Source organism: Adlercreutzia equolifaciens (genome assembly GCF_029076695.1).
In the GTDB taxonomy this organism is placed as follows: Bacteria; Actinomycetota; Coriobacteriia; order Coriobacteriales; family Eggerthellaceae; genus Adlercreutzia; species Adlercreutzia equolifaciens_A.
The window spans coordinates 1-25,556 of the sequence record NZ_JARFIK010000003.1; the positions used below are offsets into that span (position 1 = coordinate 1).

19 protein-coding genes, 1 rRNA gene and 1 other RNA gene are annotated in these 25,556 nt (G+C 61.6%); 15 read left to right on the top strand and 6 right to left on the bottom strand.

Translation table 11 applies throughout. The features are described from left to right. The 4 genes from rrf to aspS all read left to right on the top strand — a co-directional run. A 5S ribosomal RNA gene (gene rrf, locus PZH32_RS10900) occupies positions 1-99 on the top strand; the annotation flags it as partial. A gap of 290 nt (positions 100-389) precedes the next feature. Then, positions 390-992 carry a hypothetical protein gene (locus tag PZH32_RS10905; RefSeq protein ID WP_275208249.1) on the top strand — a complete coding sequence of 201 codons (603 nt, stop codon included), beginning with the start codon at positions 390-392 and terminating at the stop codon, positions 990-992. 16 nt (positions 993-1,008) lie between these two features. Continuing rightward, entirely contained in the window at positions 1,009-3,669 is a 2,661-nt protein-coding gene (gene acnA / locus PZH32_RS10910; RefSeq protein WP_275208250.1) for an aconitate hydratase AcnA, read from the top strand. A gap of 188 nt (positions 3,670-3,857) precedes the next feature. Further along, positions 3,858-5,639 (top strand): aspartate--tRNA ligase, encoded by a 1,782-nt coding sequence (gene aspS / locus PZH32_RS10915; protein WP_275208251.1) that lies wholly within the window; start codon positions 3,858-3,860, stop codon positions 5,637-5,639. 116 nt (positions 5,640-5,755) lie between these two features. Here the strand turns inward: aspS and PZH32_RS10920 are convergent, their stop codons facing one another. Then, entirely contained in the window at positions 5,756-7,330 is a 1,575-nt protein-coding gene (locus PZH32_RS10920; protein ID WP_275208253.1) for a hypothetical protein, read from the bottom strand. Positions 7,331-7,510: 180 nt separating this feature from the next. Here PZH32_RS10920 and ffs point away from each other — a divergent pair. From ffs to recR, 5 genes are all read left to right on the top strand, one after another. Then, positions 7,511-7,604, top strand: an RNA gene (gene ffs, locus PZH32_RS10925) — signal recognition particle sRNA small type. A 32-nt stretch (positions 7,605-7,636) separates the two neighbouring features. Continuing rightward, positions 7,637-8,437: a VTT domain-containing protein gene (locus PZH32_RS10930; RefSeq protein WP_275208254.1), complete on the top strand. Its 801-nt coding sequence runs from the start codon at positions 7,637-7,639 to the stop codon at positions 8,435-8,437. Between the two features lie 3 nt (positions 8,438-8,440). Beyond that, the gene (dnaX, locus tag PZH32_RS10935) at positions 8,441-10,780 is read left to right on the top strand and encodes a DNA polymerase III subunit gamma/tau (RefSeq protein ID WP_275208255.1); all 2,340 of its coding nucleotides are present in this window, start codon (positions 8,441-8,443) and stop codon (positions 10,778-10,780) included. 55 nt (positions 10,781-10,835) lie between these two features. Next, positions 10,836-11,144 carry a YbaB/EbfC family nucleoid-associated protein gene (locus PZH32_RS10940; protein WP_275208257.1) on the top strand — a complete coding sequence of 103 codons (309 nt, stop codon included), beginning with the start codon at positions 10,836-10,838 and terminating at the stop codon, positions 11,142-11,144. A gap of 24 nt (positions 11,145-11,168) precedes the next feature. Then, positions 11,169-11,765, top strand: coding sequence for a recombination mediator RecR (gene recR / locus PZH32_RS10945; RefSeq protein WP_275208259.1), 597 nt, complete (start codon positions 11,169-11,171; stop codon positions 11,763-11,765). 74 nt (positions 11,766-11,839) lie between these two features. On the opposite strand, the gene PZH32_RS10950 is transcribed toward recR, so the two are convergent. Further along, positions 11,840-12,796: a helix-turn-helix transcriptional regulator gene (locus PZH32_RS10950; protein WP_275208261.1), complete on the bottom strand. Its 957-nt coding sequence runs from the start codon at positions 12,794-12,796 to the stop codon at positions 11,840-11,842. Positions 12,797-13,121: 325 nt separating this feature from the next. Between PZH32_RS10950 and PZH32_RS10955 the strand changes: the two genes are divergently transcribed. Further along, positions 13,122-14,723, top strand: a complete 1,602-nt coding sequence (locus PZH32_RS10955) for a YfcC family protein (protein ID WP_275208262.1) — start codon at positions 13,122-13,124, stop codon at positions 14,721-14,723. Between the two features lie 1,033 nt (positions 14,724-15,756). On the opposite strand, the gene PZH32_RS10960 is transcribed toward PZH32_RS10955, so the two are convergent. The 3 genes from PZH32_RS10960 to PZH32_RS10970 form a co-directional block, all read right to left on the bottom strand. Beyond that, positions 15,757-16,611, bottom strand: coding sequence for a hypothetical protein (locus PZH32_RS10960; RefSeq protein ID WP_275208264.1), 855 nt, complete (start codon positions 16,609-16,611; stop codon positions 15,757-15,759). A gap of 170 nt (positions 16,612-16,781) precedes the next feature. Next, positions 16,782-17,666 (bottom strand): methionyl aminopeptidase, encoded by an 885-nt coding sequence (locus PZH32_RS10965; protein ID WP_275208265.1) that lies wholly within the window; start codon positions 17,664-17,666, stop codon positions 16,782-16,784. A 123-nt stretch (positions 17,667-17,789) separates the two neighbouring features. Next, complete coding sequence (locus tag PZH32_RS10970; RefSeq protein ID WP_275208267.1) at positions 17,790-18,389, bottom strand: TetR/AcrR family transcriptional regulator; 600 nt, start codon at positions 18,387-18,389, stop codon at positions 17,790-17,792. Between the two features lie 325 nt (positions 18,390-18,714). On the opposite strand from PZH32_RS10970, the gene PZH32_RS10975 reads away from it, so the two are divergent. From PZH32_RS10975 to PZH32_RS10990, 4 genes are all read left to right on the top strand, one after another. Next, on the top strand, positions 18,715-19,884 hold the full coding sequence (locus PZH32_RS10975) for a DMT family transporter (RefSeq protein WP_275208270.1): 1,170 nt from the start codon (positions 18,715-18,717) through the stop codon (positions 19,882-19,884). Between the two features lie 71 nt (positions 19,885-19,955). Continuing rightward, positions 19,956-20,786 carry a creatininase gene (locus PZH32_RS10980; RefSeq protein ID WP_275208271.1) on the top strand — a complete coding sequence of 277 codons (831 nt, stop codon included), beginning with the start codon at positions 19,956-19,958 and terminating at the stop codon, positions 20,784-20,786. Beyond that, on the top strand, positions 20,776-22,095 hold the full coding sequence (locus PZH32_RS10985; protein WP_275208273.1) for an MFS transporter: 1,320 nt from the start codon (positions 20,776-20,778) through the stop codon (positions 22,093-22,095). The genes PZH32_RS10980 and PZH32_RS10985 overlap by 11 nt, the downstream gene beginning before the upstream one ends. A 429-nt stretch (positions 22,096-22,524) precedes the next feature. After that, positions 22,525-23,859: an MFS transporter gene (locus tag PZH32_RS10990; protein WP_275208275.1), complete on the top strand. Its 1,335-nt coding sequence runs from the start codon at positions 22,525-22,527 to the stop codon at positions 23,857-23,859. A 37-nt stretch (positions 23,860-23,896) separates the two neighbouring features. On the opposite strand, the gene PZH32_RS10995 is transcribed toward PZH32_RS10990, so the two are convergent. Next, positions 23,897-24,268, bottom strand: a complete 372-nt coding sequence (locus PZH32_RS10995) for a Rid family detoxifying hydrolase (protein ID WP_275208277.1) — start codon at positions 24,266-24,268, stop codon at positions 23,897-23,899. Between the two features lie 266 nt (positions 24,269-24,534). On the opposite strand from PZH32_RS10995, the gene PZH32_RS11000 reads away from it, so the two are divergent. Next, positions 24,535-25,383: a DUF4013 domain-containing protein gene (locus PZH32_RS11000; protein ID WP_275208278.1), complete on the top strand. Its 849-nt coding sequence runs from the start codon at positions 24,535-24,537 to the stop codon at positions 25,381-25,383. The last annotated feature ends 173 nt before the right edge of the window (positions 25,384-25,556 follow it).

Consider the following 25,556-nt stretch of genomic DNA (forward strand, 5'->3'; position numbering starts at 1 on the left):
TGGGGGATCACCCGATCCCATTCCGAACTCGGCAGTTAAGCCCCACCTCGCCGAAAGTACTGCGGCGCCAGGCCGCGGGAGGACAGGTCGTTCCGCTCGCAGGGGGCGCTTTTACGTGGCGGCGATAGATTGCCTTTAAGTGGTTTTGCAGAACGTCGAAAAGGTTCTGCGTCAATACTCACTGTCTTGAAACGATAGACCAGCATTGCTGGTCTATTTTTGTATGCGGATGCTTTTCTTTGAGGGCAGGGTGGCGTCTCCCGTCTGCTGCCATTTGACCAGCAAATCAGTCAACTTCATAAAAGGCTTTCTATACGGGGCGTATAATGTGTTCTGGAAAGCTGTGGGCACGCTTGGGCGTGCCTGCTTAAGAGAGAGGACTGTTCCCCTTGAGTTCAGAATCTTCGGAAGCAAAGAACATTGCCCAGGCCGCTCTTACCGATCCGGCCGTTTTGACCTCGGTTGTCGATGCCTTGGCGGGCGCGAGTCGCCGCGAGCGTCAGCAGGCGGCCAAGACGGTGGCCGTTGTGGCAAAAGAAAACCCAGAACTGCTTTTGGACCATAGCGCTGCGTTGGTAGACGCGCTGGAGCGCCCTGAGGCGCAAACGCGGTGGGAGTGCCTCGACGCCCTGACTCAGCTGATCCCCCTCGACTCCCGTATCTGCGACAAGGCGGTGCCGGGGGCGGAGAGCGCGTTGTTCGATGAGGACAGCGGTCCGCTGCGTCTGGCGGCCATGCGCTTTCTGTGCTACTTGGGCGCTACCACTGAGAAGCGTTCCGAGAAGGTGTGGCCCCTCATCGACGAGGGCATTCAGTGCTATCACGGCGATCTGGAATTCCAAGATATGCTGTTGGCTGTTATCGATTTTTCTGCGGGCAAACTGGACCCGTCCGTGAAGGAGGAGCTGGCCGAGCGCATGCGCTTCGATGCCACCAACGGCAAGGGCATGCTTAAGCGCCGCGCTTCTCAGATTCTGGAAAACGTTTCTTAAGGGAGGAACCAACCTCATGAGTTTTGAATCTACGCTCAAAGTGGGCGATGCCGCCTATGCCTATTATCCCGTCAGTGCCGTGGAGGGTGCCGAAAAGCTCCCCTATTCGCTGACCGTGCTGCTGGAGAACGCCCTGCGCAATGGCCGCACGGCCGAGGAGGCCTCGGTTATGGCCGATCGCATCGTGCAGGCCGGCTTGACGGGGCAGACGGGCGATGAGGTGGAGTTCTCGCCGGCGCGCGTGCTGTTCCAAGACTTCACGGGCGTGCCGGTATTCGTCGATTTTGCCGTTATGCGCGAGGCTTGCGCCGAATTGGGCGGCGACCCTAAGAAGATCAACCCCCAGGTTCCTTGCGACTTGGTAATCGACCATTCCGTCATCGCCGACGAGGCGGGTTGTCCGGGCTGCATGGACGAGAACATGCGCCTCGAGTTCCAGCGCAATGCCGAGCGCTACGACTTTTTGAAATGGGCTCAGGAGTCCTTCGAGAATGTGCGCATCGTGCCGCCGGGACAGGGTATCTGCCATCAGCTGAATATCGAGAAGTTCGCTAGCGTGGTCATGGAATCGCCTGCGGGGCTGACTGGTGCCGACGGCAACCCGCTGGTGTATTTCGATACGTTGGTGGGCACGGACTCCCACACCCCTACGGCCAACGGCATTGGCGTTTTGGGTTGGGGCGTCGGCGGCATCGAGGCTGAGGCGGCGGCTCTGGGCCAACCTATTACCACCTTGGTACCGCGCGTTATCGGCGTGAAGCTGACGGGCCAGCTGGCGGCTGGCGTGTCCGCCATGGACGTTTCTCTCACCTTTGCCAGTATGCTGCGCGCTCGCGGCGTGGTGGGCTGCTTCGTGGAATGCTTCGGTCCTGGCGTAGCAGCGCTTTCGGCAACCCAGCGCGCCTGCATTGCGAACATGACGCCTGAGTATGGCAGCACCTGCACGTTGTTCCCCGTCGATGAGCGCACCTTGGACTACCTGCGCCTGACGGGCCGTAGCGACGATCAAGTTGCTCTTGTGGAGGCGTACGCCAAGGCCCAGGGCTATTGGAACGACCCGGAAGCCGCACCGCGCACCTATGCCGAGGTTATCGAGCTGGATTTGGGCTCGGTGCAGCCTTCTATCGCCGGTCCCTCCCGTCCCCATGACCGTATTCCTCTGGCCGAGGCCGGCGAGCGCTTCCGCGCCATCTGCAAGGAGCGCGGCCTGGACGATACCAGCGTCCACGTGGCCATCGACGGTCAGGATTGCGAGCTGACCCACGGCGCCATTGCCATTGCCGCGGTAACCAGCTGCACGACGGCCACCGATCAGGCCATGATGATTGCGACGGGCCTTATGGCGCGCAACGCCGCCGAGCGCGGTCTTGCCCCCAAGCCGTGGGTGAAGACCATCCTGGCCCCGGGCAGCCGTGCCACCGAGCTTTTGCTGGAGCGGGCGGGGCTCACGCAGCCTCTGCGCGATTTGGGCTTCTACACTTGCGGTTTCGGCTGCATGAGCTGCATCGGCAATTCCGGCCCCCTGATGGAGCCGGTGCATGCCGTTGCCGACGATATCGAGCTGGCCAGCGTGCTTTCGGGCAACCGCAACTTCGAGGGACGTATTTCCCCTGACGTGTCCCAGAACTACCTGATGCAGCCCGCTAACGTTATCGCCTACGCCCTGGCGGGGACCATGGACATCGACCTGGAGAAGGACGCCCTGGGCGTCGACGGCCAGGGCAACCCCGTCTACTACGCCGACATCGTGCCCGATGCCGATGAGGTGGCGGCCTTGGTCGAGCGTTATGTGACGGCCGATTTGTACGAGCAGGGCGCTGCCGGCATGTTCGAGGGCGATGCGGCGTGGCAGGACCTGGGCGCGGAGCCCAGCGACACTTTTGCCTGGGACGAGCAGTCTACCTACGTGCGCCGTCCTCCCTACTTCGACGGCATGACCCGCGCGGTGACGGCGCCGGCCCCGGTGGCCGATGCCCGCGTGCTGGGCAACTTCGGCGACTTCATCACCACCGACCACATTTCTCCGGCGGGCTCCATTGCGCCCGACATGCCGGCAGCGGAATATCTGGAGGCGCACGGTGTGGCGCCGGCCGATTTCAACACCTACGGCGCCCGTCGCGGCAACCACGAGGTGATGATGCGTGGCACCTTCGCCAATGTGAAGCTGCAGAACAAGCTGGCCGATGGTCGTAAGGGCGGCTGGACCCGCGATTTCACCACGGGCGATATTGCACCGCTGTACTACGCAGCGGTGAACTACGAGAAGGCCGGCTCTCCGGCGGCGGTGCTGGCGGGCAAGATGTACGGCTCCGGTTCCTCGCGCGACTGGGCGGCCAAGGGCCCCATGCTGCTGGGCGTGCGCGTGGCCATCGCCGAAAGCTTCGAGCGTATTCACCGCTCCAATCTTATTGGCATGGGCATTCTGCCGCTGCAGTTCATGGAGGGCCAGAACGCCGAATGGCTCGGCCTTGATGGCTCGGAGATTATCACGGTGGCCCCCATCGACTTCTCGGCGGGTCTGCCCAATCCGGCCGTGGTGAAGGTGACGGCGGCCAAGGAAGATGGAAGTGAAGTGGAGTTCGATGCCACCGTGCGTATCGATACCCCTACGGAGGGCCGCTACTACGAGAATGGTGGTATCCTGCAATACGTCCTTCGCGACCTCATCGAGGAGTAGCGACTCCTCGGGAACGGGCTACGGGGTAGCGCTCAGTCGCTCAGACAGTCCTCGCTCGGCGGAAATGTTCACTGGACATTTCCGTTCGCTGCGGAACTCGCTTGGTGAGTGCCACCCCGTATCCCTCTAAACTCAACTAAGGTTGAGAAGGGCTTGTTTCAATGACGACTAGGAGAACGAACAGCACTATGGAAGATTTCCGTAACGAGTACTGCATGCACACGGCCACCTGCGGGCAGCTGAGTGCCGATGATGTGAACCAGGAAGTGGTCCTGACCGGTTGGGCGTGGCACACGCGCGACCACGGCGGCCTTATCTTCATCGACCTTCGCGACCGCGAGGGCTATACGCAAATTGTGGTCGACCCCGATTGCGTGAGCGCGGAGGACTTCCAGAAGGCCGAGCACCTGGGCCGCGAGTACGTGCTGAAGATTTCCGGCCGCGTGCGCGAGCGCGCCCCCGAGGCCGTGAACCCCAACATGGTCACCGGTACCATCGAGGTGCTGGCCGATGCCGTGGAGGTGCTGAACACCTCGGTTACGCCGCCGTTCTCCATCGAAGACGGCATCGAGACCGATGAGACCACGCGCATGAAGTGGCGCTACCTGGACATTCGTCGTCCCGAGATGCTGGCCAACCTGAAGCTGCGCCATACGGTTACCCAGGCCATGCGCCGCGCGCTGGACGAGCGCGGCTTCCTGGAGATCGAGACGCCCATCCTGGCGAACTCCACTCCCGAGGGCGCTCGTGACTACATCGTGCCGTCGCGTCCGAACCCCGGCAAGTTCTACGCTCTGCCTCAGAGCCCCCAGCAGTTCAAGCAGATGCTCATGTGCGCCGGTGTCGAGCGCTATTACCAGATTGCCCGCTGCTTCCGCGACGAGGACCTGCGTGCCGACCGCCAGCCCGAGTTCACCCAGGTGGACATCGAAATGTCCTTCGTGGAGGGCTGGGACGTCACTGACATGATGGAAGGCGTCATGGCCGAGACGCTGAAGGCCGTGGGCGTCGACGACGTGCAGTTCCCCCTGCAGAAGATGCAGTATTCCGAGGCCATGCGCCTCTACGGCTGCGATCGCCCCGACGTGCGCTTCGGCATGCTGCTGCACGACATTACCGACATCGTGAAGGACACCGGCTTCAAGGTGTTCGCCTCCGTGGCTCAGTCCGGCGGCATTGTGAAGGCCATCAACGCCAAGGGCGCCGGCGATTGGTCCCGCGGCGAGGTAGAAAAGCTGGCCGCCATTGCCGAGGCCAACGGCGCCAAGGGCATGGCCTGGGTGGCCTTCACCACCGATGGTCAGGAGAAGAGCCCCATCAAGAAGTTCTTCACCGACGAGGAGTGGGCGGCTCTGAAGGCCGAGATGGAGGTAGAGCCTGGCGACCTGCTGCTGTTCGCGGCCGACAAGCCCGAAGTGGCCAATGCCGTGCTTTCCGCGCTGCGCCTGCACATGGCCGAGGCGCTGGACATTCCGCGTCCGGGCCATGCGCTGCTGTGGGTGGTGAACTTCCCCATGTTCCGCTACGACGAGGACGAGAAGAAGTACGCCGCCGAGCATCACCCCTTCACTCATGTGCTGAAGGAGGACCTGGATAAGATCGAGAGCGATCCGCTGGCCTGCGGCAGCTACTCCTACGACCTGGTCATGGACGGCTTCGAGGTAGGCGGCGGCACCATTCGTATCCACAATGCCGAGGAGCAGCGTCGCATTCTGCGCGTGGTGGGTCTCACTGACGAGCAGATCGACGAGAAGTTCGGTCACCTCATCCGTGCCCTGGAGCTGGGCGCTCCGCCCCATGGCGGCATCGCCCTGGGCCTCGACCGCTTGGTCATGCTGCTGGCTGGCAAGGACTCCATCCGCGACGTCATTGCCTTCCCGAAGACCTCTTCGGCGAGCGACCCCATGACGGGCGCGCCTTCCGCTGTCACCGGCCGTCAGCTGAAGGAAGTCAGCCTGCGCATCCTGTAAGGGATTATTAGCCACTTTGGTTGCAGCGTTAAAGCAAAGGGCCCCGCGCTCCGAAGTCGGAGCGCGGGGCTTTTCTGTTGTCGGAAGGGTCTTTTGCTGCGGCAGTGCGGAGTCGCCTATACCAAATCAGTGCGCACCTCGAAGAGGGTGCGAGCCAAATGGGCGAAGGCCTGCTCGCCTTCGGCGGAATCGGCGGCCGAGGTCATGATGACCATGAGGTAGTCGTGGCCGTTGATAGTGACGATGCCGGCGTCGCAGATGGCGTCGTCCTCCTCGCCGGCGATCCAGCCGGCCTTGTTGCGCACGGTGATGCTGCTGCCCAGGCTGGCCACCTCAGGGGCGGGTTCCGCGGCCTCTTCGCCGTCTTCAACCACGGTGACGGCCAGGAGCTCATCGTCGGCAGGCTCGGTATCGTCGGCGGCATCGGCGGCCAGTTCCGTCTCCTCGAAGCCCTCTTCGCTGCCCGACCCCTCTTCGGGCAGATAGTCGGTGTGGCCGGCGCTGCTGGTGCCCAAGGCGCCGTTGCGCAGGAAGGACACCTCGGTCTTCTCGAAGGTGTCGGAGAGCCACTCGGCTGCTGAGGTGTCGGCGTTCTTCAGGTAATCGTAGATTTTCAGCCACATAAGCGCTGCTTGGCGCCCGGTATACCGGGGGAACATAGTGTCATCGGCCAGGGCCGCATCGACGCCGGCTTCACCCAGCCACTCCTTGATGCCGTCGTTGCCGAAATCCCGACGCAGCTGACCGTAGGAGGCGTTGTCGGAGTACACAATGGCGTTCTCGATCTCGGTGATCCGCGATGAGGAGGCCTCGTTGATGTCGTTGGGCATTTCCTTCTGCACCACGTAGGTGCAGAAGGGGCCTTTGAAGGAGCTGGCGCCGTAAATGGTCTGATCCAGGTTGCCGGCTATGCCGCGGCCCGTGGCAAGGTCCAGCATAAGGTAGCTGGCGGCATAGTCGCGCACTTCATAGAACATGAGGGCGTTGTTGAGGGCCACCAGCGATCGGTCACTCAGGACCGGGGCGCTGCTGGTGTCTTCGCTGTTCAGGGTAAACGCGAAGGGGGTCTTCTGATCCGAGAGCGCCAGGATTTCCTGGGCCGTTGGGGTGTGGGCCGGCAGCTCGTCAAGCTCGGGCTCGACGGGCAGGGCAAAACTGATTTGCGTGGCGGCGTTCTGGAAGAGCCCCGTGGCGTTGTTGCTGACGGCGGCCAACCCCAGGACGCCGACGTTTTTGGCGGGATCTTGCTGCTGGGGGCGGCTAAAGGGCCCCACATGGGCCAGGGCCATGACGAAGATGACGGCCAGGATGAGGGCGACGGCGCCCAGGGCGGCCGTGCGCAGGTCCAAGCTGCGGCGAGGGGCGGTGCGAGCAGCACCGCGGGAGCGTTGCGAGTTGGGGCCGCGGCTGCCAGTATCGCGACGAGAACGCGAGGAGCGGTTGTGGTCGTCTTGCGAGGTCCGAGAGCGACGTCGCGATCGGGAGGAGTCGGCGTCGTCGGAAAAGCGAGAAGGGCGCGGATCGTCGCGCCGTGAGGGATATTCGTCCCGCAGGGGATTATGTCGGTTGCGCCGCGCCGCTGCCTCTTGAGCAGAGCGACCTTCCAGGCGCCCCGTGGAGAGCGTCAGGGCCGGCTCGGAGGAGCGGGGCCGTCGGTCGGCGGATGTGCGGCTGCGATCGGATCGGGCCATGGGCATCCTTCAGAATTGCATCGTTTAAGCATCGTTTTTTCTGCGAGATGCATGGTACCACGGAACCGAACAGGCCCCCAAGCACCTTTCGCCCTGTGGACTTTTGGTTACACGGCGAACGGAGGCGCGCGCCTGGGGCTCCGTTCGCCTATACTATGAACTCACGAGTTCGAGTGCCTCGAATGGGTATGGGCGGCGCCAAGTTCCGAACCTGGTCAGGTCCGGGAGGAAGCAGCCATAAGGGACCGCTGACGAGCGCCCATACCTATTCGAGGCACTTTCTGCATTCTGCTTTGAAAGGCAACCATGGGCATCATCGATTTCTTCATTAATCTCCTGAAGGATCCGCGCGGCTTCATTGCCGGCTGGATCATTGCCTTGGGGCCAGTGTGGGTGTACACGCCGCTGTTCCTTATCGTATTCGTCGAAACGGGCCTGGTGTTCTTCCCGTTCTTGCCCGGCGATTCGCTGTTGTTTGCGGCGGGCGTGTTCTCGGCCGACGGTGGCGGTCTGAACATTTGGGCCACGCTCATTGTGTTTTATGCCGCGGCTATTTTGGGCAACACTTCGAACTACTGGATTGCGCGTCTGTTCGGCGCTCGCATTATCGACTCGGGCAAAGTGAAGGCGCTCACTCCCGAGCGCATGGCCAAGCTCGACCATTTCTTCGAGCGCTACGGCGGCCTGACCATCATCATCACGCGCTTTATGCCCTTCTTCCGCACCTTCGCTCCGTTCATTGCGGGTACGGGCCATATGAATTTCGGGAAGTTCACGCTGTTCAATGCCATCGGCGGCATCGCCTGGGTCAGCCTGTTCGTGCTGGTGGGTTACTTCTTCGGTGGTATTCCCGTCGTGCAGGAGCACTTCGAGGTTATCGTGCTGGGCATTGTGGCTGTGTCGGTGGCGCCGGCGTTCATCGGGGCCATCAAGGCGGCCATGACGGCGCGCAAGGCCAAGCAAGGCGATCCGGTGGCCAAGGCCGAGGAGAAGGTGAGCCAGGCGGAGTACGAGCGCGAGCTGACTGAGGAGAAGGTGCTGCGAGCCGAGGCCGAGGCGAAGGCCGAAGCGCGCCAGCGGGTTGCTGAGGAGAGCAAGGAGAACTAGGTTATGGCCGAGGCCCTCTACCGAAAGTATCGCCCCCAGATCTTCGAGGATGTGGTGGGGCAGGAGCATATCGAGCGTACCCTCAAGAACGCCATCGAGCAGGACAAGGTCAGCCACGCCTACCTGTTCACCGGTCCGCGCGGCACGGGCAAGACCACCACGGCGCGCCTTCTGGCCAAGGCGTTGCTGTGCGAATGCGGTCCTACCTCCGAGCCCGACGGCACCTGCGAGGACTGTCAGATGATTGCTGCGGGCGAGCACCCCGACGTCTACGAATTGGACGCTGCCTCCCGCACCGGCGTCGAGAACGTGCGCGAGGAGATCATCGGCCGCGTCAGCTATGCGCCCACCCGCGGACGGTACAAGGTGTACATCATTGACGAGGTGCACATGCTGTCCACCGCGGCGTTCAACGCGCTGCTGAAAACGCTCGAGGAGCCGCCGAGCCATGTGGTGTTCATTTTGGCCACCACCGATCCGCAAAAGGTGCCCGAGACCATTCACTCGCGCTGTCAGCGCTTCGACTTCCGCCGCATTTCCACCGAGGCCATGGTGGCGCGCTTGGGGGCTATCTGCGAGCTGGAACACGTTGAGTTCGAGGGCGAGGCCCTGGAGCTGGTGGCCCATCGGGCCGAAGGCGGCATGCGCAACGCGCTGACGTCGTTGGAGCAGCTCATTGCCTTCGGCGACGGCGCGGTTACCATGGCCGTGGCCGAGCGCATGCTGGGGTCGGTGGACTCCACGGATTTGGCCGACATTGTGCGGGCTATCGGGGCCCGCGACGGAGCCGGCTGCTTCCGCTGGGTGGCGGAGTACGTGGAAACCGGCGCCGATCTGGCCCAGTTTGTACAGCAGCTGTCCGATCACCTGCGCAATATGTACGTGATGGCCGTGGCCGGAGGAGACGTGCCCCTTGAGGTAAGCGATGCCACCCGTCGCGAGCTGACTGAAGAGTTGCCGTTGTTCGGTGTGGATCGGCTGGCGCGCTTGCTGGGTGTGCTCGGCGATGTGTCCGCCGAGCTGAAGACGTCCACGAATCCGCGGCTTTCTTTCGAAATTGCCCTGACGCGCATGGTGCGTCCCGAGTCCGATGTGACGCTGGAGGCGCTGGCCGAGCGCATCGAGGCCCTGGAGCGCTCGTTGGCGGGGGGTGCGGTGGCGCCCGTGCCAGCTGCGGTGCCTGCGCCGGCACCTGTCGTCGCTCCGGCGTCGGCACCCAAGGGGGCGCCTGCCTCGGCTCCGGCGGCTGAGGCAGCTTTGGCGCCCGTCCCGTCTTCCGCAGCCGCGCCGGCTTCTATCGCCGCCGAACCGTCCGCAGCCCCGGCTCCCGCTGCGTCCGCACCGGCTCCTGCGGTTGCTCCCGCGGCGCCCGAGCCCGCGCCCGCTTCGGAGTCTCCTGCCTCGGCTGCTGGGGCTCCCGTAGTGGCTGCCGGCGGCCCGTTGGCGGCTGGCCTGGAGGAGCAGCTGCGCAATCCTGCGTCGCTCCAGCGCCTATGGCATACGGCCCAGGGCACTCTCAAGAAAGCCAAAGCGGCCTATGGCGCGCTGTTCCTGACCACAAAGGCGGTTTTCGATCCCGCGTCCTCGTCGCTGGTCATCGAGTTCCCTGCGGAAAGCGAGTTTGCCTTCCGCGTGGTGCAGAAGCCCGAAGTGCAGCAAGAGCTGGCCCGTGCGTTGCAGCAGGCTGCCGGGGCGCCGTTGGCGTTCTCGCTGCGCCAGATGAAGGGCGCTGCGAGCGCTTCGGCCGCTTCGACGGCACCGACGTCTTCGGCTTCACCTATGGCGGCTCCCGCAGCTCCCGCGCGTTCGGCCGCGGCCTCGCCGTCGGCTCCCGCTCCGTCGTCCGTGGCGCCGATGCCCGCTCCGGCTGCTCCTACGGCTCCGGCGCCTGCGTCCGCGGTCGCGCCGGCATCCGCCGCGGCCCCCGCGCTGGCCGCTCCGACCGCCGAGCCGTTGCCTCCCGAGCCCGACACCGTTTCGTCCGCCTCGCCAGGCTTCCCCGACCCGTCGCTGACGGCCCTGGACGATGTGCCTCCCTACGACGACTACGTACCCTACGAGGACGACGACATTCCCTTCGAGCCGCGCTCGACGGCGCCTGCGCCCTCGGCCCCGGCTCCTGCGCCGACGCCCGCGCCCGTATCTCCCGCTGAGGTGCCCCCGTGGGAAGCTGCCCCCGCTGCGCCCTCGGCGCCGGTGGCTGCCGAGCCGACTTCGGCGGCTTCGACCCTGGTCCCAGCACCCGCGCCTGATCCTGCAGCGCCCGCCGTGTCGAGCGACGAGCTCAACGCTTCCCTGGCTTTCGGATTTGGCGAGGGCATCAGTTTCGAAGAAGTGCTCTAGGCAAATTGCCCTACAATAGCTCTAGCAAGCTTACGACCCCAAGGAGATCATTCCCATGGACATGAAGAAAATGATGAAGCAGGCCCAGAAGATGCAGCGCGAGGCCGCCCTGGCCCAGGAGGAAATTGCTGCCATGACCTTCGAGGCCTCGGCGGGCGGCGGCATGGTGAAGGCCACGGCTACCGGCGAGATGGCTATCACCGACATCACCATCGATCCCATTGCGGTGGATCCCGAGGATGTGGATATGCTGCAGGACATGGTAGTGGCAGCGGTGAACGAGGCCCTGCGCATGGCCTCCGAGGCGGCCAACAACCGCATGAACGCCGTTATGGGCGGCGTGAAGATCCCCGGCTTGATGTAGCCGTTCGAGCGAGAGCGACTTTTCGTGCAAGCGGCACCGTCCATTCAGAAGCTTCTTGATGAGCTGGAGCGCCTTCCCGGCGTAGGGCCCAAGTCGGCCCAGCGCATGGCCTACTGGATCCTCAACACCGACGCCTCCGAGGCGCTGCGCCTGGCCGATGCCATCCGCGAAGTGAAGGCCGGCGTGCATTTTTGCACCCGTTGCTTCAACTACGCGGAAGGTGATCTCTGCGAGATTTGCGCCAGCGCCAAGCGCGATAGTGCGGTCATCTGCGTCGTGGGGGAGCCGCGCGACATTCCGCCCATCGAGCGCACGGCTGTGTTCAACGGCGTCTACCATGTGTTGGGAGGCGTGCTGTCTCCCATGGACGGCATTGGCCCCGACAACTTGCGTATTGCGCCGCTCATGGCTCGCCTGGGGCGCGAAGAGGTGGACGAGGTGGTGCTGGCCCTGAATCCCAACGTGGAGGGCGAGACCACGGCGGCCTATCTGGCTCGCCTTATCAAGCCGCTCGGCATTAAGGTGACGCGTCCGGCTAGCGGTTTGCCCGTGGGCGGCGATTTGGAATTCGCCGACGAGGTAACCCTCGGTCGCGCCCTGGAGGCGCGCTTGCCGCTGTAGGGAGCCGGGGCACTCGCAGGGGTGCGTCTCGCAGAATTTAAACAACGAAGCGCTTGGCTAAGCCGAGCGCTTTTTTAATGCTCCCAGAAGTGCTGAGCCAGCTCGGTGCGGTTGGCGTGGCCGGTTTTCTTCAGGATGTTGTGCATGTGCACCTTCACCGTTCCGGCGGTAAGCGACAGGGTGCTGGCGATGTTTTGGTTGTCGAGGCCCATGAGGGCGTAGCGCAACACCTCTTCTTCGCGTTTTGAGAGCTCGTGGGCCTGCACGTACAGGGGCATCAGGCGGTCGATGGACTCGGCTAAAAGCGGATCGCTTCCTGCTGGCACTTCGGCGGCACGCAGGCGCAGGGTTATCTGGGCGGCATGGAGCACAGCCAGACCGATGCACACGAACAGCATGTTCTCCGAAGGGCTGCGCTCGGCCATGATCCACATGCCGCTAGGCAGGTTCGAGGGATCGTAGATGAGCTGGAAATACACGTTCTCCAGCACGATGGCCACGGTCAGACCCACGGCACACAGGTAGGCGGTACGGTGCCCACGCATGATGGAGCGGCGCTGGGCGTCGGGCGAGGTGCGGTACCAGTACAGGAGCACGCCGTAGCTGAAGAACAGCAGCAGTGCGCGCATGGAGTAGAAGATGAACTCGCGCCACTGGGGGTCTTTGATGAGCAGGTAGGCTGCCGCACTGGCTGCCACCCAGACCACGGTGGGAAGAAAGCGTATGGGCCAGCGCCCTTCACGGCAATAGCGGCACACGGCCAGCCACAGGAAAAGGAACGTGCCTGCTCCGGTAATGATGGTGGCCAGGGGATTGCCCACGTCGTAGAACGAGGGGGCGTCGAAGACCGCCGCCGGCGTGATGAAGTTGTCCTTGAACACCAGGGACACGTCGAAGAAATAGAAGGCGAAGCCGAGGGTGGCGAACAGGTAGGCTTTTCGGCGCGACACGAAGTAGGCGCATAGGCTGCAGGCGGCTACCAGGGTGTAGAAGAACATGATGATAAGCGTGTAGTAGAACAACAGCGTCATGAAGCACCTCAAGCCACGGCCCGTGGCGAACAATGGGCAATCTGCTCATAGTTTAGCGAATCTCGCGTCTTGTCATTGAGGAAAAGGCGAGTCGATGCAACGCTGTCAATTAAGCGCTTGATCTGGCGTTTATTTTCGGTTTAGCCGCCACTTTCCTTCTCTATTACCGCATTATAGCCGTTCCAGAGCCTCGTTCTTGCCACGTTATACCTTGGCGACCAGAGGGGGCGCCCGATAGCCTAGGGGCAGCGAAAGACAAGGAGGTCCGAGCGACGACGGGCCTCCTTGTGAGACAACGAAGCCCTCAAACGTAAGGAGGCGAATCATGGCTGAAGCAACCACGGGAGCAGTGATCGACGGCACCGTTCCCAGCGCGCAAGAGCCCAAGAGCGAGAAGAAGAAGCGGAAGTTCTCCTTCCCCTCGGCGTTCACTATTCTGTTCATCGTCACCATCATTGCGGTTATCTGCACCTGGTTTGTGCCAGCTGGCCAGTACTCGAAGCTGATGTATGACACGGACAGCGGCCAGCTGCAGGTAACCTCGCCCACCGGCGAGGTGTCCACTATGGATGCCACCCAGGAGAGCCTGGACAAGCTGGGTGTGAAGATCGATATCAACCAGTTCACTGACGGCGCCATTACCCAGGCCGTGTCTATCCCCGGTACCTATGAGGGCCTCGACCAGAACCCGGTAAGCTTGGCGGATATTCCCTATTCCATGGTGTGGGGCGTCATTGACGGCATCGACGTCATGGTGTTCATCCTCTGTTTGGGCGGCTTGATCGGTGTGGTCAAAGTTACCGGGGCCTTTGAGTCGGGGCTGGCGGCCCTGACGAAGAAGACCAAGGGGCGCGAGTTTCTGCTCGTATTCGGCGTGTCGGTGTTCATGATCTTCGGTGGCACTATGTGCGGCCTAGAGGAAGAGGCGGTGGCCTTCTATCCCATTCTGGCGCCAATATTTATTGCCCTGGGCTATGACTCCATTGTGGTGGTGGGCTCCATTTTCATGGCCGGCTCCATCGGCACCACCTTCTCGACGGTGAACCCCTTCTCGGCGGTTATCGCCTCGAACGCCGCCGGTACCGTGTTTACCGAGGGCATTGCCGTTCGTGCGTTGGCCCTGGTGGTGGGCGGCATTGTGTTCCTGCTGTACCTGCACTGGTATGCGAAGAAGGTCAAGGCCAATCCTGAGTTCAGCTATTCCTACGAAGACCGTGAGAAGTTCAATGCCGAGTGGAAGCTCGACGAGTCGAGCGCCGAGGGCCGTGAGTTCAGCTGGCGTCGCAAGCTGGTGCTGGTCATCTTCGTGGCTGCCTTCGTTATTATGATCGTGGGCGTTATGAGCCTGGGCTGGTGGTTTCCGCAGATGGCGGCCGAGTTCGTGACCTTGTCCATCTTGGTGATGGTCATTGGCGGCACGGGCAAGGACGGCGTGGGCGAGGCCAAGATGGTTGACGCCTTCGGCGCCGGCGCCTCGAGTCTGGTGCCCGTGGCCCTTATCATCGGCCTGGCTCGCGGTGTGAATCACGTGCTGACCGAGGGCATGATCAGCGACACCATGCTGAACGCCGCTTCCAACCTGGTCACCGGCATGAGCGGCCCGCTGTTCGTTATCTGCCTGCTGCTCATCTTCTTTGTGCTGGGCTTCGTGGTTCCCTCGTCCAGCGGCCTGGCCGTGCTGTCCATGCCCATCTTCGCTCCCCTGGCTGACACCGTGGGCATTCCTCGCTGGATTATTGTGGCTGCCTACCAGTTCGGCCAGTACGCCATGCTCTACATTGCGCCGACGGGCTTGATTATGGCTACCTTGCAGATGTTGGACATGAAGATGTCCCACTGGTTCAAGTTCGTGTGGCCCATGATGCTGTTCACGCTGGTGTTCGGTGCCATTCTGCTGAGCATCTGCTCCATCGTGTTCGCCGCTTAGGGCGGTACCGAAGAGCGGTAGCGACAAAAGAGAACGAAGCATGCGAAGCGGCCCCCGATGTGGGGCCGCTTCGCTATGGAGGGGTCCTGCGCTGCACTGGGGGCCGTGGAGCGGCTTCGCTATGGCGCGGCGCGCTACGGCTTCGCTGCGCCAGAGGAGCAGTCCGCGGCTGCGTCGCCTTTCCGCGCGCAGGGGCGCGGCGCCTTGGCGCCTACGGGGCGGTTATGGCCGCGACGCCTCCGCTTCGACAGGCGCGTTGTGTCGTGATGGTCAATAAAGCCCCGTTTTCCATCCTGCCTTTGAAAAATGCCATTCTTTGGTCAATCAGCATGTGTTTTCCGACAATTTGCTGGTCAATGAAGGAGTGTTTTCCATCCGAGCTTCTGAGGGCGTGCGCAGGGCCTGGTCAGATTTATTCGGAAATCAGATAAAGTTGAGCAATACCTCTGAATTGATGGTAAGCGCAAAGAAATTGACCAGAAACCCGCGTTTTCAGACGCGAGGATGGCAAACGCGGTCTGATTGACCAGTGTGGGGTGCGGCAAGAGGGGTGATAGAGCCGATTGGCTGGGGTGTTCGGGCCGAAGAGACGGGACGACGGGGCGCTGGACGAGCACGGGCTTGGAGTGGCCTGGGGGATTCCGCAAAGCTGTCGATTACTGCACGTGGATAATCGGCTCGAGCACGCTTTTTTGAGCCTTGGCTTCAGGTGCGCGTAAGTCCCCAAGAAAAGACAAAGGGTTCTGTCCCCTCCAAAAACAGAACCCTCATCTAGCGAAGCTTGTGCGCTTCCTCGTAAGTTGCAGACTATTATAACAGGAACATTAAAAAAGCAAAAGAATTGTTGCCGAACAAAACGTTCTCCCAGATTTCGCGGTTTCTGGGAGGGCGTTCGTGGATTCCGGCGAACAGCGACTGGGGGTTTGGCAAGCGTGGTGTCTTGGCTCGGCAAACGCCTAACTATGCAAAGGGGCGGAACCTCTCGTTCCACCCCTTTCTTCAGTGCAGCAGAGATAGACGTTGCGCTTCGCGCTTACTTACGGTCGGCACCCTTCTTAGCGAAGAGCTTGGCGCCGAAGGCGCAGATGTCCGTAGCGCCGAAGCCGATGAGCAGCAGCGAGAAGCCGGTCTTCAGGATTTCCTGAGACGTGGCACCGGTGGCCTGATAGGTTTGCTGGCCCAGCTGGAAGGCGTCCATGGCCTGCGCGGCTACGTTGGGCGTATGGAAGGCCAGCATGCACAGACCGAACAGCACCATGACGGCGCCTACGACGATGCCGCAAATGAGGAACACGCGGCGCGGATCAACGGCGCTGCGGGTTTTCTGGTAGGCCGCGACCGTGGCGGCAGCGTGGGGGTTGTAGCCAGCGCCTTGCGGTGCATTGCCCGTGGGCACCGTGGGGCGCGGCGGCACCGGAGCGCCATAGGCGGCCTGGTAGGCCTGAGAGGCGGTGGGGGCGGCGCCGTAGGGCACAACGGGCTCGGTGGGGAAGGAGGAAGGTGAAACAGGGGAAACCGTCTGTTGTTCAAGCTGTCGACCTTCGACGCTGTAGCCGGCGCTGACCGGGTTGGCGGCAGGAGCGACTGCGGGCGCGGTAGCGACGGGCTCCTGTGGGGACAGCTCCTGCTGCTGCAGGAGGGCGCCGGCACGCTCGTCGGCATCGGCCGGGGAGGGCGACACGGGGGCGGAGGTAACGCGAGCCGGCTCGCCGTCGCTCAGCGTTTCTGCTTGCAGGGCAAAGCCGGCGGCTTCGTCGTCGCCAGCGGGGACAACGGGCTCATTCGGGATGGACATGGCGTCCGAGCCGCTTACTACCTGGCTTTCTACCTGATGGCCGTCCTCGGTGTAGCCGTTAGAGACGCGAGGATCGGTGTTGTTTTCGGTCATGAGAACTCCTCTCATTGAGGTGCTTTGGTAAGACAGACCTCAGCATAGGCGGGAAAAAGCAGCAAACGCGAAGTCGCGCGCTAAGCGTATGCCGACCGTAAAAAACCCGCCATCTTGTTGTAGGGGCAAGAGGGCGGGTTCGGGGTAGGCAGGGCTGGAACCTGGACTTGCTACCAGCTCAGAAGCTCGTAGCCATCCTCGGTGATGACGAGCTGCACTTCCCACTGGGCGGTCAGGGAGCGGTCCTCGGTGCGCACGGTCCAGCCGTTGGGGTCGGACATGTCGATCTCCTGCGCGCCGGCGTTGATCATGGGCTCGATGGTGAACATGAGGCCCGGCACCATAATGGGGCCCGTGCCCGGCTCGGTGACGAAGCTCACGAAGGGATCCTCGTGGAATTCAAGACCGATGCCATGACCACCGAATTCGCGCACGACGGAATAGCCGTGGGCCTTGGCATACTCGTTCACGACGGCGCCCACATCGCCCAAGTGTCCCCAGGGCTTGACGGCCTTCAGGCCCTCTTCGACGGCCTCCTTGGTGACGCGCACCAGGTCGGCCGCTTCGGGCGATACCTCGCCGATGCAGAACATGCGGGAGGAGTCGGAGAAATAGCCGTCGCGGATAGTGGAGCAGTCCACGTTGACAATGTCGCCTTCCTTCAGCACCTCATCGGAAGAGGGGATGCCGTGGCAGACTACCTCGTTGACGGAGGTGCAGACGCTTTTCGGGAAGCCTTCGTAGTTGAGTGGGGCCGGAATGGCGTCGTGCTCGACGGTGTAATCGTGCACCCACTGGTCGATCTGCTCGGTGGTGACGCCCGGCCCAATGCGCTCGGCCACATAGTCCAGCACGCCGATGTTCACTTCGGCGCTGTGCTTGACCCCGGCAATGTCCTCGGCGGTTTTCAGCAGGTCGCGCGGGGGAACCTCTTCGCCAGCTTCGTAGAGGGCCTCCAGGCGCTCGTCGAAGCTGAGATGGCATTTCTTGTACTTCTTGCCGCTGCCGCACCAGCATTCGTCATTGCGGCCGGGGGTGGGAAGTCCGTCGTACATAGGTCATGCTCCTTGCAGGCTGATGGTGAAATGATTCTTCGCCATAGTACTACAAGTTTTCCAACGTGAACCTGTTGCGTGCCAAGGAGGGGCACAAGGTGGCACTTCTCCGTTGCGTTTGCGTCAGGGCTGGGAATTGGGCTCCGGCGGCCCGGGGATTTCAAGGGCGCGGTAGAGGCGGTCGGGGACAAGGCTGACCAGGTCGTCAGTCCAGCGCACGAGGTCGGTGGGCTCATCGGAGCGGAACCAGTCGTTCAGCACCTCGCATTCCAGCTTCGAGAACACCTCTACGATGAAGCGCAAGTTGTCTGTGACGGGCACATGCCGGTAATTTTCCAGCGTATCAAGAAGCACGGTCTTGCGGTTCTCGGGCATGATGGTTTGCCCGAAGGGCGTGTTGATGGAGTACTGAATGGACTCGCGGAAGAAGTCGCGCTCTTGGGCGATGAGCCGCATATGGTGGTAATAGCCCGTGCGCCAATCAATAGTGCGGCCAATCTCGTTGAGATAGAACTGTCGGCAGAAAATGGAGTACCACCAGGGAATGTCGTACTTGCTCTCGAAGTGGCGGTAGAAGGTCTGGCGCGAGATGCCGGCATTGCGGCAAATTTCTGCCACGGTGATTTGGTCGAGCGATTTGTTCACCGAATGGAGAATCTTCATCTTTGTGCTCAATTCCGGCGAGCTAAAGATGCTTTCGCCCAACGTAAGATCCGTGATCATGGCGCCTCCACCTTCAACCGGGCTGGCCGTTCATCCTCTTGAGGGCGTTTGTGTGCTGCCCGAATAGTACCAGATAAAAGTCAAATATTGACAACACGTCTATCAGAGATATGCCGTTGCTAGAGACATATTAGCATGTCTGTTCTGAAAATTTGACACATGACGGTTTTTGTCCGTTCAAGCGAACAGAAACCCTTTGACATTCTGTCGTGGGGAACAAGGTTCCTTGAACGACCTTTGCGATTTGCGCGGGTGCTCTTCAGAATCGAAGGCAGGGAGAAGGGCTCACTCCAATTCCATTGACGCTCAGGGAAAGAGGGTTCCTATGAACGAACGGGCAAAGTACAAACTCATCGGCTTTATCATGATGTTCGCGTCGTCGTCGCTGATGGGTGGCATCGGCGCCTTTACACGCTTCATCGACGCCCCCGGCGACTTCGTGTCGTTCTGGCGCAACTTCGCGGGTCTTATCGCCTTGTCGATCATCTTCTTGTTCATCGGTGGCTTCAAGAAGGTGAAGACCACGCGCTTTTCGGGAACTATGCTGCTCTCCGGTATTTTCTTGGGGCTCTTGTCGGGCCTGTACTGCCTTTCCACGCAGTACACTACGCTCGCCAATGCATCGTTTCTGATTTACACCGGTCCCATTTGGTCAACTATTCTGGCGGCCATCTTCTTGAAGGAGAAGCTCAACTGGAAGAGCGTTCTTTGCATTGTGGCCGTGGTGGTTGGCATGTTGTTCATCGTGGGCATTGTGACGCCAAACGGCCTCACGCTCGATCTCGATCCCACCTATGCCTTTGGTAACGCCATCGCCTTTGCTTCCGGCATCGCTTACGGCCTGTATTTGTTCTTCTCGCGCTATCGCGAGGACTGCGACTCGAACGTGCGCTCGTGGTGGAACTTCCTGTTCGCATCGCTGGCCATTCTTGTGCTGCTGCTGTGGCACAACTTCTTCCTGCAGCCGCTGTCCTATCCGGAAAAGATTAACGGCGTTACGCAGATCAACGCCGCCGGAGAGATCATCACGCACCCGTGGAATCTGTTCACCATGCCGCTGGATTCGTGGCTCTGGCTCATTGCTGCGGCACTCATCACGGGCTTCGGTGCCTTCTATCTGTTGACCCATGCCACTAAGCGCCTGAAGGCGGGAGAGCTGGCGGCCATCTCCTATCAGGAGACCATTATGGCAAGTCTGCTTGGCCTGCTGCTCTTCGGCGAGACCATGACGGCTTTCCAGCTTATCGGCGGCGCGCTCATTGTGCTGGGCGGTGTGAGCCAGATTGTGTTCACCACCAAGGCAGCCAACACGGAAGTAAATGACGCGGCGGTTGACGGCGAAGTGGCCCTGGCTGCCCAGGTGGGCGCTGGCGGCGCTGGCTTCATCGATGCATCGCCCGACGGCATGGACCCGAAGCTTGCCGCCATGGCTGACGCAGCCGATGCGGCAGCGGCAACCTACGATCGGGATCACCCCTCCGACGCAACGGCGTAACGGCTCCTCAATATCTTTTTCACGACATCGGCCCCGCCCTGGCGGCGGGGCCCTTGGGAAAGGACGCTCTCATGAAGAACTCGGTGTATATGGAGGAAATGGACGCGTTCACCTATCGCGATAAAATCGCCAAAGATGCAGTGGTGTTTATCCCCGTGGGTGCGTTGGAACAGCATGGCAGCCATATGGCTATGTGCGTTGACGCGGCGCTTACCAAGGACATGGCCGGGGCCACGGCCGAGGCTTTGGTGGCTGACACCCAGGGCAAGGTTGAGGGCATCGTGTGTGCTCCCATTAACTTCGGCTATCGCTCCCAGCAGCGCAGCGGCGGTGGTTTTCACCTGTCAGGTACGACGTCGCTGGCCGGCAACACCCTTATCTCGCTGGCCCGCGATATTTGCTACAACCTCATTGAAGACGGTGCCCGCTATATCGTGTTCATGAACGGACACTACGAGAATTACCAGTTCATTTTCGAGGGGGCGCAGCTTGCCTTGGAAAAGGCGAAGGCCGACGGCATCGAGGGCGTGAAGGTGCAGCTGCTCTCGTACTGGGACTTCGTGGACGACGCCACCATCGAGGCGCTGTACCCCGACGGCTTCACGGGCTGGGATTTGGAGCACGCGGGCGTAATGGAAACCTCCCTCATGCTGCTGTTCCATCCCGATCTGGTGGACATGGATCGCATTGATGTCGGCGTGTACTGCGATCTGCCCGCTCAGCTGCCCAACTATGACGTTCTGCCAGTGGTGGCCTCCTATACGCCGCCTTCGGGGTGCCTGTCTCACCCAGGTGCTTCCACGCGCGAAAAGGGCGTCATCCTGCGCGACGTGGCGGTGCGAAACATGGTAAGTGCTATCGAGCACGAGTTTTATCGCGAGGGTGATTTCCATGAGAACTAGCGACGGGCCTGCGCCGGCCACCTCAGGCGCCTCTGCGGGTCGCGATCTGAAACGTGTCGCCGCCTCTTCCTTCTTAGGCAATTTCATCGAGTGGTTCGACTATGCCACGTACACTTACTTTGCTATCACCATCGGTCTTGTGTTCTTTCCCGACTCCGAGGTAAATTCTACGCTGCTTGCCTTCGCTATTTTCGCCTTGGCCTTCATCTTCCGTCCCTTGGGTGCGATGTTCTGGGGGAATATGGGCGACAAGAAGGGACGTAAGCAATCGCTGGCTATCTCAGTATTGCTCATGTCGGGCGCGGCCTTCCTTATCGGCTGCTTGCCCTCCTACGCCACCATCGGTATTGCCTCGCCCATTCTTTTGCTGGTGCTGCGCAGTGTGCAGGGCTTCTCGGTGGCGGGCGAGTATTCGGGGGCTGCCGTGTTTCTGGCCGAGTACGCGCCGCCTGATAAGCGCGGTCGTTACTGCTCGCTGGTGCCGGCGTCTACGGCTACGGGGCTTCTGGCCGGCTCTACTATGGCCCTCGTGCTGAAAATGGCTCTGCCAGAAGCGGCACTTATCGAATGGGGCTGGCGCATCCCGTTTTTGCTGGCCGGTCCGCTGGGCTTTATCGCTCACTACATCCGTACGAAGCTGGAGGACTCTCCAGCGTTCAAGGAAATGGAAAAAGAAGACAAGGAAGCGGCTCACCCCACGCGTCTCGTGTTCAAGAAGTATCGCCGACGTCTCTTGTCCTCCATCGCCGCTACCATGGTGAACGCGGTAGGCTTCTACCTGGTGTTGACCTATTTGCCCACCTATCTGACCAGTTATACGGTTATGGAGGCTTCCCAGGCGCAGCTGGCCACGGATGTGGCGCTGGTGGCGTACTTGTTCATCATCTTTGGCGCGGGCACGCTGTCCGACAAAGTGGGTCGCCGCCGCATGCTTCTTTCTGCGTGCGTGGCCTTCATCGCGCTCTCGGTGCCCTGCTTCCTTATGTTGGGAACGGCCACGCTGCCCGTCGTCATTGTTGCCGAGCTTATAATGTGCATCACCTTGTCGCTGAACGATGCGAATATTGCCTGCTATCAGGCTGAGATGTTTCCGACCGAGGTGCGCTACACCGGTGCGGCCTTGGGTTCGAACTTGGCCTATGTGGTGTTCGGCGGCACTGCGTCGTTTGTGGCGACGGCTCTGATTGACGCCACGGGCAACGGTCTCATGCCGGCGTTCTATATGATGGCCATTGCTGCCGTTGCCGGCATCATCTTGTTTTTCACTGCTAAGGACTATAACGGTATACCCCTGGACGAAATCCAGTAGCCGGGTTGCTAATGCTGGTCTTGAGCCCTTGGTCCAGCTTCCCTTGAGGTGCCCGGCTCGTCCGTCCCCGTGGTAAAGGGGCGGCGTCCGACTTGCCGCCCCGTTGTCTCGGCCCCGCAGCTGCCCTGCTGCGGGGCCCTTTTGCGTTTGGGCGCCCAGGGCCGCGCTGCAGCGGCTCGTGGTGCATGCTGAAGCGGTTGCGACCGTCACAGCGATTGCGGATGGAACAGGCAGTAGTTCGCACACGTTCAGGAACGTTTCTACGGAGAGGAGGCCCCGTGCCCTTTGTCGAAGGGAACAAAAAGACCGTCCGACAATTGGAAGGCGGAGGGGTTCGTTTTTTCTGAGCATCGTGTTAATCTGGGCCTATGCGCGCCCGGCGATGCTCGGGCGTGTCTGTTTCGGGGCGATTGGGCGGAAGGAGGGAACGTGGCGGCGGTTAATCCCGGGGTCTATAAGGACATCTTGCGCGTGCGCCAGGCGTATCCCTTCGACGTTGCCTGCTTGCTCATGCGCTTCTTTGGAAGCATGCTGAATATCGGCGTCGTGACCATGATGACGCTGTCCGGGTATTCGTTCTTCGCGGCGGGTCTCGTATCCTCCACCATCGCGCTCTCCATTTTTGTAGTGGGGCCGCGCGTTTCCAAGCGCATTGACGAGCGTGGTCAGACGGCCGTGGTGCCGAAGGCCGCCGCCGTGGCCTTAACGGGCTTGGTTATTTTGCTGGCGGTCGTGCTTGCCCATGGTCCGGTGTGGCCGCTGTTTGTTGGCGCTGTGCTGGTGGGTTTCTATCCGAGCCCTCAGGCGATGGCCCGTGCGCGTTGGACGTACCTGATTCGCTCGGGGCGGCTGGGCTCCCATGCGCCCGAGCTTCGTACCATGTTCTCTTACGAGAGCGTGCTTGACGATATGGCGTTTATTTTCAGCCCCTCTATCTCTATTGCCCTGGCCGCTTCCGTTCATCCAGTTGCTGGCATGGTGGCAGGAGGCGTGGCCTTTGTCACGGGCTGCTTGCTGTTGACGCTGGCGCGCTCGACGGCGCCTCAGCCAGGTTGGAGCGAAGGTGCCAGCGTTGAAGAAGAGGCCGGAGCCTTAAGTGAAGTGGAGGATGCGCAGCTGGCAGCCTCGGGGGACGCCCCGGAAAGGTCCAGGCGACGCAGCTTGTTCCGTACGTCATCCGTCGTTCGCGTACTGTTCTTTATCTATCTGTTCATGGGGTCGTTTCTGGGCCTGTTCGATACGGCGACGGTATCGTTGGCCGAAGATCTGCACAGCCCCAACGTGGCCAGCGTCGTGCTGGTGATGCAGGGCGTCATGTCCATGGTGGCTGGCTTTGCCTTCGGTATGGTGCGCCTGCGCCAGCCGCTGGCCAAACAGCTGGCGGTAGCGGCCACGCTGGTGGGCTGCGCCTTCGCCACCATGTTCCTTATCGACTCGGCGGTGTCTCTGGCGTTGGTGGGTCTGGCAGGGGCCGCTACCTATGCGCCGCTGCTCATTGTGGCCAATACGGTATGCGAAAAGGCGGTACCCGAGGAGCGTTTGACCGAGGCCATCACGTGGCTGGGCGCTGGCTACACCTGCGGCGCGGCCGTAGGCCCCTCCCTGGGCGGCGCGGTTATCGACGCATTGGGCACCCTGGCCAGCTTCGATGTGGGTGCCGTGCTGGCGCTGGGTATGCCGCTTACGGCTCTTGGGTGCTACCGCCTGGTGAAACGCAATTTGCGTCAGGGCTACACCATGGTTGAGAAGCGGGCGCTCAAATAAGAAGCAGCCAGGGAGGGTCGCTGGGTTGAGCGAAGGGCTACCTCGTTACGGCAATGGCGGATACCTCCACCAGCGCGCCCTTGGGCAGGGCGGCCGCTTGGACGCATTCGCGAGCCGGCTGGGTGGCGAAGAATTTTGCGTATTCCGCGTTGAATGCCTCGAAATCGGCAAGATCGGCCAGGAAGCACGTGGTCTTGACTACCAGGTCAAGGCTCGATTCGCCGGCTTCCAGCACAGCACGCAGATTTGTGAGGGCTTGGGTGGTCTGGGCCTCAACGCCCTCGGCCAAGACGCCACTGACCGGATCGAGACCCAGCTGCCCGGAGGCGAAGACGAAGCCGTTAATGCGAATGGCTTGCGAATAGGGGCCCAAAGCGGCGGGGGCGTCGGGCGTGGATACCTGGGGCATGATTCGTCCTTTCGAAGGCGCCGTTGCGGCCGATGGGAGACGCGAAGGCGCGGTTGGCAGTTCTTTTCGATGGTAGCGGATTCTCGTGGTAAAAGTTGACATTTTTCTATCTGATTCCAGGTCGATACCCCGAGGCTGGCACAATAGGGGCGCGGGTGAGCCGTCTTGCGCGAGAGCTTCAGAGGAAGGTGCTTTTGCGCCAGATGGGCTCAAGGCCCGCACCTGGCATCGACGCATCGTGCGTCTTAACGCAAAGGAGGTTTTGCATGGAGCCTGCAAACTATCAACCGCCGGTGTACGCCCAAGGCTGCCTGTCGGCCGGGTGGGCTGATCTTAAGGCGTCGCCGGACTACGTCAAGCGGCTGTTGCTGCTTGGCCTCATCATGTGCGTTCCCGTCCTCAATTTTGTCGTGGCAGGTTACCTGCTGCTGTGGGCGCGCGAGGTGCCCTTCGGCGGTCGCACGCCACTGCCTCAGAAAATGGTGACGGGCCAAACGTTCGAATACGGCTTCTACGCGTTTGTGCTGTCGCTCATCGGTGCCATTGTGGGTGGTATCGTGGGAGGCATCCTGGGCTTCATTCCGATCCTGGGCGGCCTGTTGGGCCTTGCGGTCACCTTGGCTGTCAGCGTGGCGGTCATGCTCATGCAAATGCGTATGATCATGGCAATGAACCTGGGTGCGGCTTTCGACGTGAAGGACCTGTGGGAAAAGGGCAAGCGCAAAGGGGGCGAGCTGCTGCTGGTTACGCTGGTGCCTTCCATTGTGATGGGCTTCATCATCGCTGTGCTGTCTTTCGTGGTCATGATGCCCTGCGTCATGCTGGGCATTGGCGGGGCTATGCCGGCCATGGCCGGTATGAGCTCCGTTGCTGAGCCCACTTTTGGCCAGGCTATGGCGCTTTTGGGCGCCATGGGGGGTCCGCTCGTCATCGGTGTACTGGTCATTTACGTGGTAGCCTGCATTGGCGAGGTTATCGCGTCGGCTCTGTCCTATCGCGCCCTCGGGCACTGGGTGGGTCGCTATGCGTCCGACTGGACGACGCTGTCGGTGCCGAAGCCGCCGCTGTATCCCACCTACACCACGCAACCGCCCACGCCGGGCTCGTTCCAGTAGGGCTTTCGGCGCCGGCCGTTCACGGGAAGGGTCGGCGCCTATGGCATGAACTCTTAGGTGGAAAGTCCTGTCGGGCTGGTGTTTAAGCCGCCAAGCAAGAGCTTGGCGGAGCGCAACAAATAAGGGCGCGCGACTACGTTAGTCGCGCGCCCTTTGGTTTTCAGGGAAGACGC